The following is a 15,946-nucleotide window of genomic DNA, read 5'->3' as shown; positions in this document are numbered from 1 at the left end:
CGTCCATTTCTTATTTGCGGCCGTATACCTTGACCCCTGCCTTGCTCCCCTCCGAATTGCCATAGACCTCGATCCGCTTGATGCAGAGCCGGCTACCGAGGGATTTCCAGCCGGACTCCTGATCCTCTTTCAGATCCTTGTCGAAATTGAGGGTCTTGCTGCGATCATTGCCGTAAAACACCTTGACCCTGTCCAGGGTCAATTCCCGTCCCGCCTTGACCATGATGGACTTGGCCGGTCGGCAGACGATGATGGGAATAATGGCGGCATGATCGCCGACGCCGAGCAGCATTGTGCTGCCCAGCCGAAATTCATCATCGGCCATGGCAGGTGCGGGCAGCGCCAATAAAAGGGTGGACAGCAAGAGCGCATTGAAGCCACGGCGCAAGTGGGGCTGCGCCGCGAAAACAGCAGATGGAACGGACATTATGCCTCCCGAAAAATGGGAGGCATATTAATTCATCAAGGCTAAACCCAGGCTGTACCGGCGCCCTGCCCGCAGGCAAGGCGCACGGCCTCAGGACCAGCGCTTGAAGATGAGGGAGGTGTTGATGCCGCCGAAGGCGAAGTTGTTGGACATCAGATAGTCCACCGCCAGCGCGCGGCCATCACCCACCACATGATCCAGCGGGGCACAGGCCGGATCCGGCTCGGTCAGGTTGATGGTGGGGGCAAACCAGCCCTCCTGCATCATCTCCAGCGACAGCCAGGCCTCGATGGCACCGCAGGCGCCCAGGGTATGGCCGAAGAAGCTCTTGAGCGACGATATGGGGGTCTTGTCGCCAAAGATGGCTGCGGTGGCGTGGCTCTCGGCTATGTCGCCGCGCTCGGTGGCCGTGCCGTGGGCGCTGATGTAGCCGATATCGGCGGCCTCGAGCCCGGCCTGGGCCAGCGCCATCTCCATGCACAGCTGCATGGTCTCCTGCTGGGGCTGGGTCACGTGGGCGGCGTCGCAGTTGGTGGCAAACCCCACCAGCTCGGCGATGATGGTGGCCCCGCGCGCCTGCGCATGTTCCAGCTCCTCCAGCACCAGAGTGCCCGCCCCCTCGCCTATCACCAGACCGTCCCGCTGCCGATCGAACGGCCGCGGCGCCAGCTCTGGGTTGTCGTTCATCTGGCTGGTGGCAAACAGGGTATCGAACACCACGGCCTCAGACGGACAGAGCTCCTCAGCTCCGCCGGCCACCATCAGGGTCTGATAGCCGTGCTTGATAGACTCGTAGGCGTAGCCAATCCCCTGGCTGCCGGAGGTGCAGGCGCTGGAGGTGGGGATCACCCGCCCGCGCAGGCCGAAGAAGAGGCCGGTATTGACCGCCGCCGTGTGCGGCATCATCTGCACATAGGTGGTGGCCGTGATGCTGGCGGTACTCTTGTCGTTGAGCATGACCCCGAAGGCGCGGATGGGATCCGTGCTGCCGGTGGAGGAGCCATAGGCGATGCCGGTGCGACCGTCGGTCAGCACCGGGTGGTCGATAAGCCCAGCCCGCGCCAGCGCCAGCTCGCTGGCCACGGTCGCCAACTGGGAGACCCGCCCCATGGCCCGCGTCTTCTTGCGCGGATAGCTGGCAGGCAGCACAAAATCGGTAATGGGCGCCGCCAACCGGGTGTTGAGTCCTTCGTAGATGGCCCACTCAGGCATGGTCACCACCGCATTGCGCCCCGCCTGCAACTTTGCCCGCACGCTCGGCCAGTCCTGACCGAACGCCGTCACCCCGGCCATGCCGGTTACTACTACCCGCTTCATACCATACCGCCATTCACAGAGATAAGCTGGCGTGCCACAGAGACAGCACCATGTTGAGCCGACATCAGGCAAGTGCTCATAAGCATTCGCGTCATACCATGCCCCCGTTGATGGAGATGACCTGGCGCGTGACATAGCCGGCGATGTCCGACATCAGGTAGGAGACCAGGCCGGCCACCTCGTCCGCCTGTCCCATGCGCTTGAGCGGGATCAGCTTCATCGCCTCCGCCTGCACCTCGGCATCCACCATGCCGGTGTCGATGAGGCCGGGCGCCACGCAGTTCACCGTGATCTTGCGCTTGGCCAGCTCCAGCGCCAGCGCCTTGGTGGCCCCCATGATGCCCGCCTTGGCGGCGCTGTAATTGACCTGGCCACGGTTGCCCATCAGGCCGGAAACCGAGGAGATGGTCACTATGCGCCCGCCCTGGCGCAGGCCTATCATCGGCATGATGCAGGGCTTGAGCAGGTTGTAGAAGCCGTCCAGATTGGTGTGCAGCACCCCGTCCCAATCCTCGTCGGTGAGGGCGGGGAAGGCGCCATCACGTATGATGCCGGCGTTGCAGACCACACCGTAATAGGCGCCGTGTTCGGCCATGTCGGCTTCCAGCCGTTCGCGGCAGCCCTGGCGATCGGCGATGTCGAACTGGATCAGGCGCCCCTGCCCCCCGGCGGCTTGCAGGCTCGCCAGGGTAGCCTCGCCACCGGCGCGGTCGCCGTGGTAGTGCACCACGACGAGAAAACCGTCGGCGGCCAGCTTGAGGGCGATGGCGCGGCCTATCCCCTTGCTGGCGCCCGTGACCAATACGCTAGAGATCATGAAACGTCCTTCGCTAACAAATCGGATAATTCGCCGGGTGCGGGCTGATAGGTCGAGAGGCGCGCGGTGGCGCACTCCTGCCCATCTTGCAGGATCCGGCAATCGAAACTGGCCATGCCACCGTCTTGCAACAGGCAGCTGGCCTCAATGGTGAGCAGGGCCCCCGCCGCAAAGCGGGTGGGCTGGCAGCGGTATTTGCGGGTGCCGAGCAGCATGCCGATGCGCACCGGCTCACCGCGCAATCGCCCCTGCATGCCGGCCCAGGCAGCTATGGTCTGGGCCATCAGCTCGATGCCGACCCAGGCGGGCAACGAGCCCTCGCCATCGAGCAACAAGGCGTGCCGGATGCCGACCCGGGTCTCGCAGCACACCCGGCTCGCATCCACGGTGCAGAGCCTGTCCAGCAGCAGCATGGGGGCCTGATGGGGCAAGAGAGTGTCGATGGCGGGCAGCGGTACGAGCTCATTCATGAGGGTGATAATCCAAACAGCAGGCTGACATTGTTGCCACCGAAGGCAAAGGAGTTGGAGAGGACCCGGGGCGCCGCCAGCCCAGTGGCACCACTCACCAGCCGGATGGGAGCCAGCGCCGGATCCGGTGTCGTCACCCGCTGGGGCGGCAGCGGCAGGGCCCGCTCCAGCAGCAGGCAGGCGAGCGCGGCCTCTATGGCACCGGCGGCGCCCAGGGTATGGCCGGTGAGCGGCTTGGTGGAACTGCAGGGCACCTTGTCGCCGAACAGGCGATGCACGGCCTGGCTCTCCATGGCGTCATTGAGGCGGGTGGCCGTGCCGTGCAGGTTGATGTAACCCACCTGTTCCGGCGTCATGCCCGCCTGGGCCAGCGCCATCTGCATGGCCACCTCGGCCCCCACGCCGTCCGGATGAGGAGCCGAGATATGCCAGGCATCGGACGACTCGCCCGCCCCCAGCAAGGCCAGCGGCGCAGGAGTGCGGCTCAGCAGAAACAGCGCAGCCCCCTCGCCTATGTTGATCCCCTGCCGGCCGCTGTCGAATGGCTGGCAGAGGGTGCCGCTCAGGGACTCCAGGCTGTCAAAACCGTTGAGGGTCAGCCCGCACAGGCTGTCGGCACCGCCCACCAGCACAACATCCACCAGTCCGGCCGCCAGCATCCGCTGACCACTGATGAAGGCGCGGGCGCTGGAGGAGCAGGCGGTGGATAGAGTGTAGGCAGGCCCTTCCAGGCCGAGATAGCGGGCCAAAAATTCGGACGGGGAGCCCAGCTCCTGCTGGCGATAGTCAAAGGCCGGGGGAATCACCTCCCCCCGCCGGGCGGCGGCGATCGCCAGCTCGGCCTCGCCTATCCCGGCTGTGCTGGTGCCGAGCACCAGACCTACCCGCGCAGGGCCATACGTCGCCAGGGCCTCGTCGAGGGCGGGCCGCACCTGGGCCAGCGCCGCCAGCAGCAGGCGGTTGTTGCGCGAGGCATAAGGGGCCAGCGCCGCCGGTATTTCCGGCAGCGCACCCTCGACCCGCCCCACCGGGGTCAGGCGACCATCCAGCAAGGTCAGGTTGTGGCGGGTGAGCGGCGTAATCCCCTCTGTCTGCCAGGCCAGCAGGGCCTCGGCGCAGGCATCCCTGCCCCCCCCCAATACCGAAATGAGGCCGTAGGCCGCGATATAACAACTCATTGGCTCAGGGTCTCCAGCTGCAGACGGTAGTGAAACACATGCTGTTGCAGGCTGACCGGTTCCCGCACGCCGCCCTTGTCCTGGTACCCGATCTCGGTGACCAGGGCGCCATCGGGGGCACGCAGCCGGCGCGTCAGTCCTTCGTCCCGCAGCGTCCAGCCCGGTGGCAACTGCGGCTGCCAGCTGGCCAGCGGCCAGTAGCAGAGCATGACGTCCGCCAGCACCTGGGTCACGGGCGGCATGCCGGTGGCGAGCAGCGGGCTCAGCTGCTGAGTCGCTATGCCCTGCTGGTCGTAACGCACCCGAAACAGCCGCACCCCGCTCGGGGTCAGGCCGACCAGGGTCAACTGACTGCCATCGGCCTCCAGCACAGTCATCAGCTGATGGGCGCTCTCACCCACCGTGGCCGTCAGCAACTGCTGGCGATAGAAGGGGGTGGCAAGCACGGGAACCGGCAGCGTCATGACGCTGCTCTTGTCGAGATAGGCGGTGGGGGCCGGCTGGCTGCTGCAGCCACCCAGCAGGAGGATGAATAATGCGAACACTGATCTCATAGTGGCTCCGGCTCCCGGTCATCCCGCACTGGCGGGCTGAATACCGGCTTGTCCAATCCCTGTTTATCCAGCACCAGAGGTGACAACAGGAAGGCAGTAAAGATACCGCCACTCAGCACCAGACCGAAGCCCGCGATGGCAGAGGTGTGGCTCAGCGCCAATAAACCGAATGACAACTGGGTGGTCAGGTTGGCCAGCAGGATGGCGAACTGAGTCGAGCGTTGACGCAGGAGATCCCGGCCGCAGTAGGCAAAGAAGAGGCTGTAGTCGATACCGATGCCGAAGATGAGGCTCATGGCCAGCACCCCGAACAGGGTGAGCGGCTGCCCGCAGGCGGCCAGCAGGGCCAGACCGGCCCCCAACGAAAAGCCGCTGACCAGCAGGATCCGCGCGCTCTTGCGCCAGCCGAACCGGACCCACAGCAGCACCCCCACCAGGGCGATCGCCAGCAGCAGCAGTTCGGTCAGCTTGATGCGGTAGTGAGCAAACAGCTGGCTCCACTGGTTGCGAGGATCCTGCCAGAAGACCCCCTCCTGCCCCTGTGCCAGTTCTGCCACGGCGGCAACATCCGTCACCCCGTTGACCGGCAGCCAGAGCGCGACCCGGCCATCTGGCAGCTGATGCCAGAGCAGTCGACTGCCCTCGCTGACCGGGCTGGCCAGCCACTGCGCCGGCAGCAATGGCTGCCAGGGTCTGGGCTCGGCCTTGACCGGCACGCCAGCCTGATTGAGCCGCGCCACCACGTCGGGCAGCAGGCGAGTGAGGGCTGCATGATCCGCCCGCTGCCGTGCCAGAGACGGCAGCCATTGCGTCAGTGGCACAAAGTCCGTCAACTGACCCTGCGCCTTGGCCTGCGCCAGCTTGTGACCAAGGGCCTCGAGGCGCTGCAATGCCGTCTCGCCATCTGCCGCCGTCACCAGGAAGCCCGTCATGCCGCCCTGCTGGCCGGTGAGGCGCTGGATCTGCCGCTCCTGCGCCTGCAGCTCGGTGGGCAGGGGTTGCAGGTGAGCTATGTCGTCATCCACCTCCAGCCGGCTCAATCCCGCCACTATCAGCGCCAGGCAGAGCAGCGGCACGCCCCAGCGCAAGACACGCCGTTCCCGCCACCACCTGAGCCAGAGCGCCATCGGCACCAGGATGCGCGCCTCCCGCTGGGGCAAGGCACCGAGCCAGAGCGGGAACAGGCAGAGCACGGTAATAAACGAGGCCGTCAGACCCACCAGGGCGCACAGCGCCATCTGCTGCAAGCCGGGGAAGGGGGCAAGCCAGAGCAGGCCATAGCCGACCAGGGTGGCGAACAGCGCCATCGAGAGGCTTGGCAGCAAACGGGCGCGGGTCTGGTGAGGGCTCTCCTGCAACCCATGCAGGCGCCGCTCGGTCAGAAAGTGGATCCCGTAATCTATGATGCCGACCAGGCTGGAGCTGATCACCAGGGTGAACATGTGCACCTCGCCAAACCAGAGCAGCACGGCCAGCACCCCCCAGACGAGGCCGATGGCGATGGGCAGCAGGGAGATCCAGAGCGCCCGAAACGAGCGAAACGCCAGCCACATCAGCAGCAAGACCCCGACCGTGGAGCCCAGCCCTATGGTGGAGATGTCCTCCTGGGCCAGATCACTGGCATGCTGGCTGTAGAAGAGGGTGCCGCGGCGCAGCAGCTCCAGTCCCGGAAACTCGGCCTTGAGGCTCTGCTCCGCCTCGTTGAGCCGGTTCAGCAGCTCGGTATTGCGAGCGAGATCGAAAGCCGACAGATCCAGCTCGGCTCGCAGCAGAAACCACTGCCGCCCCGTCTCGTCCTGACTCATCAACCAGTCATGATCGAGGCGCAGTGTGCTCGTCATCTGACCCTGCACGCCGGCGCGGGTCAGCAGCAGGGGATCTGCCTGCCACTCGGCGCGGGAGACACCGCCGAAAGGGCTGTAGATCTGGCCGAGCACCCACTGGCTCCAGGCCTCGGTGCCGGCGGCCAACCTGGCCCGGCTGCCCTCGTCGAGACGCTGCCAGGCGTAGTCATGGATGAAGCCTTGCCAGGCGGGGGCCAGCTCCGGCTGGGCACCGCGCACAGCGCCGAGTTCGGGCAGGGCCTTCAGGGTCTTTGCCCACGCCTGCGCCGCGGGGCGACCATCCTGTCCCGCCGGCAGGCTCAGCATCCAGACCAGCTGCTTGTCGATCTGGCGCAGCAGGCCACCCCGCAGGGCCGGATCCAGCGTGGATCGCTCCTCGTGGGGCAGCAGATCCATCAGGCTGGTGTTGATGCGGCTCTGGGAGAGCTGCCAGCCAAGCAGCGCCACCGCAAGCAGGCTGAGCAGCAGCCAGAGGTATGAGAAGCGGCGCCAGGCGGTTTCAGATTGCAGCAAAGTCGGTTCTCCCGGCCAGACCACGGGCAGTAGCAGGGCGCGATACGGGTCTAGTGGGCAGCAAAGCGGGCCTGCTCCTCAGGGGTCAGTGGCAGGCTTCGCTCCTGCCAGGCGCTGAAACGGATGCGGGTGCTGTCACCCTGCTTGTCGGCGATGATGAGCTGATCCAGCTGCCCTTGCCCGCTCAGGGTGAGGCTGGCGAACACCTTGTCCAGCGGCGTCAGGGTTGGCACCAGCAGCAACTGCCAACCCGCCTCCGTGCTCTGAAAATCGATCTTGAAGTAGCGGCTCAGGGTCGCCTCGTCCGAGCCGAACAGCGCCAGCAGCATCTGGCTGAATTCGAGCAGTTGCGGACTGTCGATGACGGTGGCGGGCTGACCCGCCACCTGCTGCACCATGCGTTGCGGCGTCAGGGTCAGGGTCAGGGCAAAAGGCTTCTGCTGCTGCCACCAGAGACCCAGATCGCGCACCAGCAGCAGCTCGCCGGAGGCCCTGAGCGGCTGGCTAAGCCCCGCCACCTGTTTCTCCTGCTCGAAATGGGCCTGTCTGACCGGACTCAGGGTCAGCAACTGCTGCACCTGGTCACGGCTCAGGGGGGCCGCCTGCAGCGGCAACGCCAGCAGCAGGGCCAGTCCGACCATCAGCCGGTTCAGAAGACAGCTCATTGGCTCACCCCCAGCTTGTCCAGCAGCACCTGGGGCGAGGCCAGGCACATCTCGCCGCTCGCCTTGCTCACCGCCACCTGGATGCTGTAGCCCTTGCTGGTGCGGGTGCCGCTCGCGGCATCGCTCAGCAGGTAGTCGATCTTCAAGCGGTTCTGGTATTCGGCCAGGGTGGCGCGCACCCGCACCCGCTGGCCGAAGCGCAGCGGCGCCAGATACTTCATCCGGGTGTCTATGATGGGCCAGAGGTAACCGGAGGCCTCCATCTGCGGGTAGTTGTAATCGATGAGGTCGAGCAGGGCGCAGCGGGCCAGCTCTATGTAGCGAAAGTAGTGGCCGTGCCAGGCGACCGCCATCATGTCCACATCGTGGAAGGGGATGGTCACCTCGACTTCGGCGCTGATCTGCCAGGGTTCTTGCTGCATGGTTTTTCTCACAAGTAGTGCCCCCGCCAGAGCGACACAACCACCATGTCCACATCGTGGAAGGGGATGGTCACTTCCACTTCGGCGCTGATCTGCCAGGGTTCAGGCGTAGTCTGGATACGGCTCATAGCGAAGAGTCCTGATAGAGGGGGTAGTGACGCTGGCGGAGACGGGCGATCAACGCCCTGAGCTCCTGCTCCAGCGCCCTGTCTTCCAGCAGAGGCGCAAACTCGGCCCGCACCTGCTGCACCATATGGGCCAGGGCCGGGCTGAGCGGCCGGGTGAAGGGCGTGGGCTGGGCCAGGCGCAGCTCGACCCCCTGTACCGCCGCCAGCAGGCAGGCGGCCCCGACCTGCTCGGTCAGGGTCAGCACCCGCAGGGCATCGCGCGCCGCTATGGTGCCCATGCTCACCTTGTCCTGGTTGTGGCACTCGGTGGAGCGGGAGAAGACGCTGGCGGGCATGGTCTGCTTGAGCGCCTCCGCGGTCCAGGCCGAGACGCCGATCTGCACCGCCTTGAAGCCGTGGTTGATCATCTGCCGCCCGGCCGGCGCCCCCGAGAGGTTGCTCGGCAGGCCGCCGTTGAACTTGGTGTCCACCAGCTGGGCCAGCTGGCGATCCAGCAGGTCGGCCAGATTGGCGATGGCCGTCTTCATGCTGTCCATCGCCATGGCGATGTGGCCGCCGTAGAAGTGGCCGCCGTGCATCACGTGCTCCTCCTCGCCGTCGATCAGCGGGTTGTCGTTGGCGCTGTTGAGCTCGTTTTCGATGAGCTGACGCCACCAGGGCAGGCTGTCGGCCACCACACCTATGACGTGGGGGGCGCAGCGCAATGAGTATCTGTCCTGCAGCCGGTCGCTGTGGCGTGGCAGCTCGCCGGCCACCAGATCCGACCTCAGCCAGGCCGCTATGCCCTGCATGCCGGGGTGGGGCTTGGCGGCAAACAGCCGCTCGTCAAAGTGGAAGGCGTTGCCCCCCATGGCGACGCTCACCAGCGCCGTGATCCGGGTCGCCAGTTGCATCAGGTAGTCGGCGCGGGCATAGGCGAGGCAGGCCAGCGCCGTCATCACGGAAGTGCCGTTCATCAGCGCCAGCCCCTCCTTGGGTCTCAGGGTCAATGGGGTGACCCCCAACTCCCGATAGACCTCGGCGGCGGGACGCAGTGCGCCATCGTGATGGAGCTCGCGCTCCCCCACCAGCACGGCGGCGACGTAGGAGAGCGGCGTCAGATCGCCGCTGGCGCCGACGGAACCCTCTTGTGGTATGCGCGGTATGAGATCCTGCTCCAGCAACCAGCAGAGCCGCTCAAGCAAACCCGGACTGACCCCGGAGACCCCCTGCGCCAGGGAGCAGAGCCGGGTCGCCAGCACGGCGCGACCTGCATCGAGCTCAAGATCCGCCCCCAGCCCGCAGCCGTGGAAGCGGGTCAGGTGCAGCGGCAGCTCGGGCACCAGCTCGGCGGGCACCGGCCGGGTCACCGAATCCCCGTAGCCTGTGGTCACCCCGTAGATGACCCCCTCCTCGGCCAGCAGCCGGTCGAGAAAATCGGCCCCCCGCTGGATGCGGGCCATAAAGGCGGGATCCCGGTTCAATGCCGGGCGGGCACGACGCTCTGCCAGCGCCACCACATCTTCGATGGTCAACGGCTCGGCGCCGAAGGTGACGCACTTCATCTCACTCTTGTTCATCGGTCAGCTGCCAGAAATCAAAAAAGTTGAACCAGTCCAGCGGGGCACGCAGGCAGTGATGCTGCAGGCGATCGGCATAGGCCTGCACCCGGGACGCGAGTATCTGTTGTCGCCCCTGGCGCGGCAGGCTGAGGCTGTCGGCAAAGGGCTCGAAATGCACCCGAAAGCGCCCCTGCTCCTTGAGGCCGAACATCAGGTAAACCGGGCAACCCAGCACGCTGGCCAGGGCGAAGGGACCGAGGGGAAAGGGGGCCGGCGCGCCGAGAAAGTCGGCCCAGACCACCCGCTTCTCCCGGGTCACAGAGGTGCGATCGCCGACGATCACCACCCACTCCCCCTGATCCAGCTTCTCCTTGAGCAAGATGGCGGTATCGGCCCCCATCTCCTGCACCTGGATGAGGTTGAGCCGTGAATCCGGGTTGATCTGCTTGAGCAGGGCGTTGAAACGGGCCGCGTGGCGGGTGAACACCAGCGCATTGATGCGCACCTCCCCCCGGCGACTGCCAAGGGCCCGGCACAGCTCGAGATCGCCGAGGTGAGAACCCAGCAGCAGCAAGCCCTTGCCACTGTTGATGGCCGCCTCGTAGTGATCCCTCCCCACCAGCTCGACCTGATCCTCGGCTATGTCGCCGCGCCAGCCGGCCAGCTTGTCGAGCGCCGCCTCGCCAAAGCGCAGGAAGTGGCGAAAGCTCGATCTCGGCTCAGGGGGGAGCCGTATGCCCTGAGTGCGGGAGAAGGCCTCAAGCCGGGCCAGATAGGCTTGGGATGCCTGACGCTGAGTGCGGCCGGTCAGCCAGAAGTAGCCGATGACGGGGTAGAGCAGCAGGGAGAAGCCCCGTCGCCCCAGCAGGCGATAGCTGGCCAGCATGATCTGCATGCCGAGCAAAGAGCCGCGCTCAGGCGTACGCGACCAGTGGGTACGGCGCTCGCGCCACAGCCGGGCCGCCCATGACCAGAGGCGGCGGGGCCCGCTCGCCAGACGCAGCAGCAGATCCCACAACAGGCGGCACACCAGCCGGGTGTGCATCCAGGAGATGTCGCGGTTGTCGCGCCAGAGCTGGAAATGGGAGCTGCCATCGGCGGGATAGATGACACGGGTCGGCACGAAACGCACCGCCACCCCGGCCCAGTGCAGGCGCACCATCACCTCGGTGTCAAAATCCATCCGCCTGCCGAGTGCCACCCGTTCGAGCAGCGCACAGCTGGCCGCCAGCGGATAGACCCGAAAACCGCACATGCTGTCCTTGATGGCAAACGACAGCGTCTCGATCCAGACCCAGACATGGGTGATGTAGCGGCCATAGAGGCGCCCCTTGGGCACGGAATCATCGTAGACAGGCCGCCCCGAGATAAGCGCCTCCGGGTGCTTGCCCGCCTCGGCCAGCAGGGCCGGAATGTCTGCCAGATCGTGCTGGCCATCGGCATCCACCTGCAGGGCGTGGCTGAAACCGAGGCCATGGGCGTGGCGCAGTCCCGTCATCACGGCGCCGCCCTTGCCCTGATTGTGCGAATGACGCAGCAGGCTGACCCAGGGGTGGCGTGCGGCCAGCGCATCCAGCGCCGCGGCGGCGACGGGTTCGCTGCCATCGTCGATCAGCAGGCAGGGCAGCTCATATTCGGCCAGCCGATCCAGCACGGCGGCCAGCGGACCGGCGTGGTTGTAACAGGGGATCAGGATGCAGGGCGTCATGGGATGAAGCGCACCCGTCCGCTGCTCGCCGGCTCATCCCCCAGCACATAGCTGAAAACGAGTTGATCCTTCTGTGGCTGCCACTGCAGGCTCAGGCTGCACTCGGCCCCCGGCCATAGCGGGCGCTGAAACTTGAGCTGATCCAGCCCGTGAAACGGCAACTCCAGGTTGAGTCGGCTGGCGGCATAGTGCATGACCCAGTGGATCTGGGTGACCCCTGGCAGCAGGGGCGCGCCAGGAAAGTGGCCCGCAAACCAGGGCAGCTCCGGATCGAGCCGCAGGTGCAGGCGCACGCCGTCGGCCAGCGTCTCGCAGCCCAGCACTGTCGGCAGCGAGTTCATCGGCAGCGTGTCAGCAGAGAGGCTCATCGAACAGCTCCTTGAGTTGTGACCAGGGGCGTTTGCCCTGGGCGTTGACGGGCATGCACTCGACCCGGCGCAGGCTGCGCGGCAGGGCGACCGGTTCGAGCCAGGGGCGCAGCTGCTGGCGCAGGGCCAGCAGGAAGCGGCCCTGACCCAGCTCGGCCCAGCGGGCGGCCCCCAATTCGCTCAGCACCAGCACGGCGCCGAGGATCTGACGCTGGCCCTGCTGCAGAGGCAGCACGGCGGCCTGCTCCACCTCCGGCAGGGCTTGCAGGCGCGCCTCCACCTCGTCGAGGGAGATGCGCTTCTCCTCCAGCTTGATCACCCTGTCCTGGCGCCCCAGCAGCTCGAACCCGGCCCCCGTCATCAGGATGCGATCGGCGCAGGCCAGCCAGTCGTCCTCTGCCAGGAAGGGGGAGCGCAGCAGCAGGCCCTGATCCGGGCCGACCCGCACCTCGACCCCGGGCAAGGGGGTCCAGGGGGTCTGCGCCTGGTGGCGCTGGCGCCAGCCGATGCCGCCAGTCTCGCTGCTGCCGAAGATCTCCACCGGCAACTGGCCGAGCAGGGCCCGGGCCTGATGGGCATCCTCGGGTTGCAGAGGACCACCGGAGGAGACGATAAGGCGGCAGCCCGCGGCGGGAATGGCCGGATCGAGCCGGCTGAGAAACGCGGGGGAAGCGATCAGGGCCCAGGGAGCGGTTTGCACCGCCAGCTGCTCCGGATAGTCGATGCTGCGGCGATCGAACGGACGACCCAAGGCCAGCGGCAGCAGGATGCGAAACAGCAGGCCGTAGATGTGCTGGTGACTGACGCTGGCCAGCACCCGGGTACCGGCCAGGGCCTGGCCCCAGAGCGCCATCTGCACCCGCAGCTCGGCCTCCAGCTGGGGCCAGGCTTTGGGGATCGCCTTGGGCTCGCCGGTGGAGCCGGAGCTGAACAGGGTGAGATCGAGACGTTCGGGAACCCGGCTGGCGTGCTCTGCATCCAGCTCACCATGAGCGTCGGCCAGCGGCAGCCGCATCTGGGGCACATCAAGCCCATCGGCTGGCAGCTCGCCATCTGTGAGCAGGCCGTCAAACTGATCCCGCAGCGCCAGCAGCCCGGCCAGCCGTTGATGGCCCGGCAAGATGGCCTGATGACCACAGAGGGCGCAGGCCAGCAGGGCCTGGGCAAACAGCAGACTGTCATCGAAACAGAGCGCCCAGCGCGCGCGCGGCTGCCCTAGGCGGGCATGGCGGGCCATGGCCCTGGCCAGTTGCAGGCTGCCAAGACGCAGCTCGGCCAGGGTCACCTCGCCACCTTGGCCGAACGCCACCAGCTGGTCGTCGCCCCGCTGCCAGAGAGTCTGCAGCAAGGTCATGGGGCCAGCCTCTTCATCAGTCGTCGGCGTACCAGATACTCCCCAGCCATCAAAGCGCCCATCAATCCGTAGCTGATGAGGCCGTTGTAGAGGCTCCAGAGCGCCAGATCGCCATACCAGATGGTGAAGGCCGCCAGGGCGCCGTTGACCACGAAGAAACCGCACCAGATCTGGGTCACCCGCCGGGTGTAGCCGATGGCGACATCCGGCAGACGGGGATCCTGCAAGCGGGCCAGCCGTTCCACCAGACTCATGGGACGGGTCAGGCTCCAGCCAAACAGGCAGAGCAGCGCCAGGCTCACCGCCAGCGGGTAGTAAAGCAGCCAGTGACGGGCGTTGAACAGGGCCGACAGCAGGGTCAGCCCCAGCCCGATGCAGGCCAGCAGGCGGCCCAGCCAGAGCCACTCGGGCAAGGGGCCGAGACGGGCCCTGCCCTTGAGCAGACCCGGCAGCAGCCGCAGCGAGAAGATGACCAGCAGGCCAAGCAGCAGCGGGGTCTGACCGGCACGGGTCAGCCCCCAGTAGACCGCCAGCGGGTAGAGCAGCAGGGCGCCACCGGCCAGCCAGGAGAGCCAGCGCGTCATGGGCGGGGGCGCACCGGCATCAGGCGCCGGCGAGCAGACGCTCGACCGCATCCACCACGTCATTGACGCTGCGCACCGACTTGAACTCCTCCGGCTTGATCTTCTTGCCGGTCAGCTTCTGCAGGTGCACCACCAGATCGATGGCGTCTATGCTGTCGAGCTCGAGATCCTGATAGAGGCGAGCCTCGGGGGTAATGGCCTCTTCATCCACCTCGAACAACTCGACGAGGGCAGCCTTTATCTGGGCAAAGATGTCGTCACGGGTCATGGCTCAGGCCTCCCCTTTCGACTGGGCCTGCACCAGGGCGACCAGGGCCGCGACTGAGGCGAAGTGACGACGGGTATTTTCATCCTCGGCGGAGAGCACTATGCCGTAGCGGCCCTTGATGGCAAGGCCCAGCTCCAGCGCATCGATGGAGTCCAGTCCCAGGCCGTCACCGAACAGCGGCGCCTGGCTGTCTATATCCTCAGGGGTCAGCCCCTCGAGGTTGAGACTGTCGATGATGAGTTGTTTTATCTCTAGGTGCAGGTCTTGCATAACTGTTCCATACGCTGTCATTGGGGCCCCGTTTGCAGGGCCCGGGTGAGAAACCGGGTCAGCTGGCGCGCGGCCAGCGCACAGCTCTGGTCGGAGGCAACCACCTCGTCTGCCGCCACTTGCGGCAGGAATTCTATGGTGAAAGTCGGCTTATTTTCCGGGATCTTGAACCATTTGTCCTGTTTGGTGAGAAATCGGGTGCTGCAGTGGATCCGCACCGGCTGCAGGGGCACCCGGCTGCGCACCGCCAACTGGGCCGCGCCGCGCTGCAGCTTGATGGGTTCCCCCGGCGTGGTGCGGGTTCCCTCCGGGAAGATCAGCAGCAGGCCGCCAGCCTGGATCCGCGCCATGCACAGGGGCAGGAGGCGCTCCGCCTCCACATTGGGCAGGTAATCGGCCGCCCGCACCACGCCGCCCACGAAGGGGTTGCGCCAGAGGGACTGCTTGACGATGCAGTCGCACACCGGCATCTCGGCCGCCAGCATGACGTAGTCGAGCAGGCTGGGGTGATTGGCCACCACCAGGGCGCCGCGCAAGTCGGCAGGCATGCCGCTCACCCGATAATCCAGCACGCCCCAGCCGCGCAACACGCCGAGAAACAGCCGAAAGCTGTGGCGTATGGTCAGCTGGGCCAGGGTCCGCCGCTGCTCCCCGCGCAGGCAGAGCGCCAGCAGCGGAAACCAGCACAGGGAGAGCAGCAGGCCGCCCACCCCGAACAGGGTGAAGCCAAGGGCCGTGCCGATCAGTCGCCAGCCCCGGTTCAGCGCCGCCGCCATGTCCACTCCTGGCGGCCATCGCAAAGGGTCAGGATCGACTCATGCCGCAGCAGGGCCCGCCAGCAGGCCAGCGACTGAGGCAAAGCCGAAGGTGCATGGGGCTCGACTGTGCGACGCGCCCCCTCGCAGCGCCACTCGTCGCCAGCCTGCAGCACCAGCCCCAGCGCATGGGGCGGCGCCTCGTCCGGCAACCAGGGGCGATGAAACTCGGGCACAGGCCCCTCGAACGCCACCAGCAGCACCCGGCTGGCACCGGCGTGCAGCGCCGCCACCGCCTCGGTGAACCCCGCCATCAGCCCGCCCTCTCCCGCCGCCAGCGAGGTCATGGGAATGGCGGCCTTGCCCTGAATGGAGCTAAGGCCGGCGGCCGTGTTGTGCACCGACATGGAGAAATCGGTAGGGGACAGCGCCTGGCCGTCCGCCAGCGCCTGCAACAGGGTCACAGAACGGGCCAGCTCGCCGTGGCGGCTGACGAAGATGGCGTAATCAACAGGATGGCGAGCCAGCAGGCTCAGCCCCACCTGCACCGCCAGCCGGGAACCCTGGCTCAGGCGGCGCGCCATCATCATGGGCAGCAAGGGGGTCGCGGGAAACGGGGGGTCGGCGGGCCATTGTCCCTGCCGTGCCCACGCCTGCCAGTCGAGCGCGTCGACAAGGCCGGGTGACAGTGCCTGACTATCCTGCAGCGAAAAAGAGAGCATATTTCAGGCAACCTGTCCTTGACCTGGGTGTGAGCGCTTGG

The 15,946-nt window shown here is 66.5% G+C and carries 18 protein-coding genes; all 18 read right to left on the bottom strand.

The features are described from left to right. Positions 1 to 10: 10 nt before the first annotated feature. Entirely contained in the window at positions 11 to 427 is a 417-nt protein-coding gene (locus IU367_RS04485) for a DUF2541 family protein (protein ID WP_274453540.1), read from the bottom strand. Between the two features lie 90 nt (positions 428 to 517). Beyond that, a complete protein-coding gene (locus IU367_RS04480; protein ID WP_274453539.1) occupies positions 518 to 1,744 on the bottom strand; it encodes a beta-ketoacyl-ACP synthase in 1,227 nt (408 codons plus the stop codon). 91 nt (positions 1,745 to 1,835) lie between these two features. Continuing rightward, positions 1,836 to 2,561, bottom strand: a complete 726-nt coding sequence (locus IU367_RS04475) for a 3-ketoacyl-ACP reductase FabG2 (protein ID WP_274453538.1) — start codon at positions 2,559 to 2,561, stop codon at positions 1,836 to 1,838. Continuing rightward, positions 2,558 to 3,031: a hotdog family protein gene (locus IU367_RS04470; RefSeq protein ID WP_274453537.1), complete on the bottom strand. Its 474-nt coding sequence runs from the start codon at positions 3,029 to 3,031 to the stop codon at positions 2,558 to 2,560. Before IU367_RS04470 ends, IU367_RS04475 begins: the two co-directional genes overlap by 4 nt. Beyond that, positions 3,028 to 4,209 carry a beta-ketoacyl-[acyl-carrier-protein] synthase family protein gene (locus tag IU367_RS04465; protein ID WP_274453536.1) on the bottom strand — a complete coding sequence of 394 codons (1,182 nt, stop codon included), beginning with the start codon at positions 4,207 to 4,209 and terminating at the stop codon, positions 3,028 to 3,030. The genes IU367_RS04470 and IU367_RS04465 overlap by 4 nt, the downstream gene beginning before the upstream one ends. Beyond that, entirely contained in the window at positions 4,206 to 4,763 is a 558-nt protein-coding gene (locus tag IU367_RS04460; RefSeq protein WP_274453535.1) for a DUF3261 domain-containing protein, read from the bottom strand. The genes IU367_RS04465 and IU367_RS04460 overlap by 4 nt, the downstream gene beginning before the upstream one ends. Continuing rightward, positions 4,760 to 7,120, bottom strand: a complete 2,361-nt coding sequence (locus IU367_RS04455) for an MMPL family transporter (protein ID WP_274453534.1) — start codon at positions 7,118 to 7,120, stop codon at positions 4,760 to 4,762. The genes IU367_RS04460 and IU367_RS04455 overlap by 4 nt, the downstream gene beginning before the upstream one ends. Before the next feature lie 50 nt (positions 7,121 to 7,170). Beyond that, a complete protein-coding gene (locus IU367_RS04450) occupies positions 7,171 to 7,785 on the bottom strand; it encodes an outer membrane lipoprotein carrier protein LolA (protein WP_241278604.1) in 615 nt (204 codons plus the stop codon). Beyond that, the gene (locus IU367_RS04445; protein ID WP_103472620.1) at positions 7,782 to 8,207 is read right to left on the bottom strand and encodes an acyl-CoA thioesterase; all 426 of its coding nucleotides are present in this window, start codon (positions 8,205 to 8,207) and stop codon (positions 7,782 to 7,784) included. The genes IU367_RS04450 and IU367_RS04445 overlap by 4 nt, the downstream gene beginning before the upstream one ends. 124 nt (positions 8,208 to 8,331) lie before the next feature. Next, positions 8,332 to 9,894, bottom strand: coding sequence for an HAL/PAL/TAL family ammonia-lyase (locus tag IU367_RS04440; protein ID WP_274453533.1), 1,563 nt, complete (start codon positions 9,892 to 9,894; stop codon positions 8,332 to 8,334). Then, complete coding sequence (locus IU367_RS04435; RefSeq protein WP_274453532.1) at positions 9,881 to 11,584, bottom strand: glycosyltransferase family 2 protein; 1,704 nt, start codon at positions 11,582 to 11,584, stop codon at positions 9,881 to 9,883. The genes IU367_RS04440 and IU367_RS04435 overlap by 14 nt, the downstream gene beginning before the upstream one ends. Further along, positions 11,581 to 11,952 carry an ApeI family dehydratase gene (locus IU367_RS04430; protein ID WP_274453531.1) on the bottom strand — a complete coding sequence of 124 codons (372 nt, stop codon included), beginning with the start codon at positions 11,950 to 11,952 and terminating at the stop codon, positions 11,581 to 11,583. The genes IU367_RS04435 and IU367_RS04430 overlap by 4 nt, the downstream gene beginning before the upstream one ends. Next, a complete protein-coding gene (locus IU367_RS04425) occupies positions 11,936 to 13,306 on the bottom strand; it encodes an AMP-binding protein (protein WP_274453530.1) in 1,371 nt (456 codons plus the stop codon). The genes IU367_RS04430 and IU367_RS04425 overlap by 17 nt, the downstream gene beginning before the upstream one ends. Further along, positions 13,303 to 13,890: a COG4648 family protein gene (locus IU367_RS04420; protein ID WP_169047518.1), complete on the bottom strand. Its 588-nt coding sequence runs from the start codon at positions 13,888 to 13,890 to the stop codon at positions 13,303 to 13,305. Before IU367_RS04420 ends, IU367_RS04425 begins: the two co-directional genes overlap by 4 nt. A gap of 19 nt (positions 13,891 to 13,909) precedes the next feature. Next, positions 13,910 to 14,158, bottom strand: a complete 249-nt coding sequence (locus IU367_RS04415) for an acyl carrier protein (protein ID WP_043138192.1) — start codon at positions 14,156 to 14,158, stop codon at positions 13,910 to 13,912. Between the two features lie 3 nt (positions 14,159 to 14,161). Next, on the bottom strand, positions 14,162 to 14,428 hold the full coding sequence (locus IU367_RS04410) for a phosphopantetheine-binding protein (protein ID WP_005317803.1): 267 nt from the start codon (positions 14,426 to 14,428) through the stop codon (positions 14,162 to 14,164). A gap of 17 nt (positions 14,429 to 14,445) precedes the next feature. After that, entirely contained in the window at positions 14,446 to 15,204 is a 759-nt protein-coding gene (locus tag IU367_RS04405) for a lysophospholipid acyltransferase family protein (RefSeq protein WP_274453529.1), read from the bottom strand. Next, positions 15,189 to 15,905 (bottom strand): beta-ketoacyl synthase chain length factor, encoded by a 717-nt coding sequence (locus IU367_RS04400; RefSeq protein ID WP_274453528.1) that lies wholly within the window; start codon positions 15,903 to 15,905, stop codon positions 15,189 to 15,191. The genes IU367_RS04405 and IU367_RS04400 overlap by 16 nt, the downstream gene beginning before the upstream one ends. Positions 15,906 to 15,946 lie beyond the last annotated feature (41 nt).

Source organism: Aeromonas bestiarum (assembly GCF_028751155.1).
In the GTDB taxonomy this organism is placed as follows: domain Bacteria; phylum Pseudomonadota; class Gammaproteobacteria; order Enterobacterales; family Aeromonadaceae; genus Aeromonas; species Aeromonas bestiarum.
Note: the sequence above shows the minus strand (reverse complement) of the source record. Positions and strands in the feature narration are given on the sequence as shown.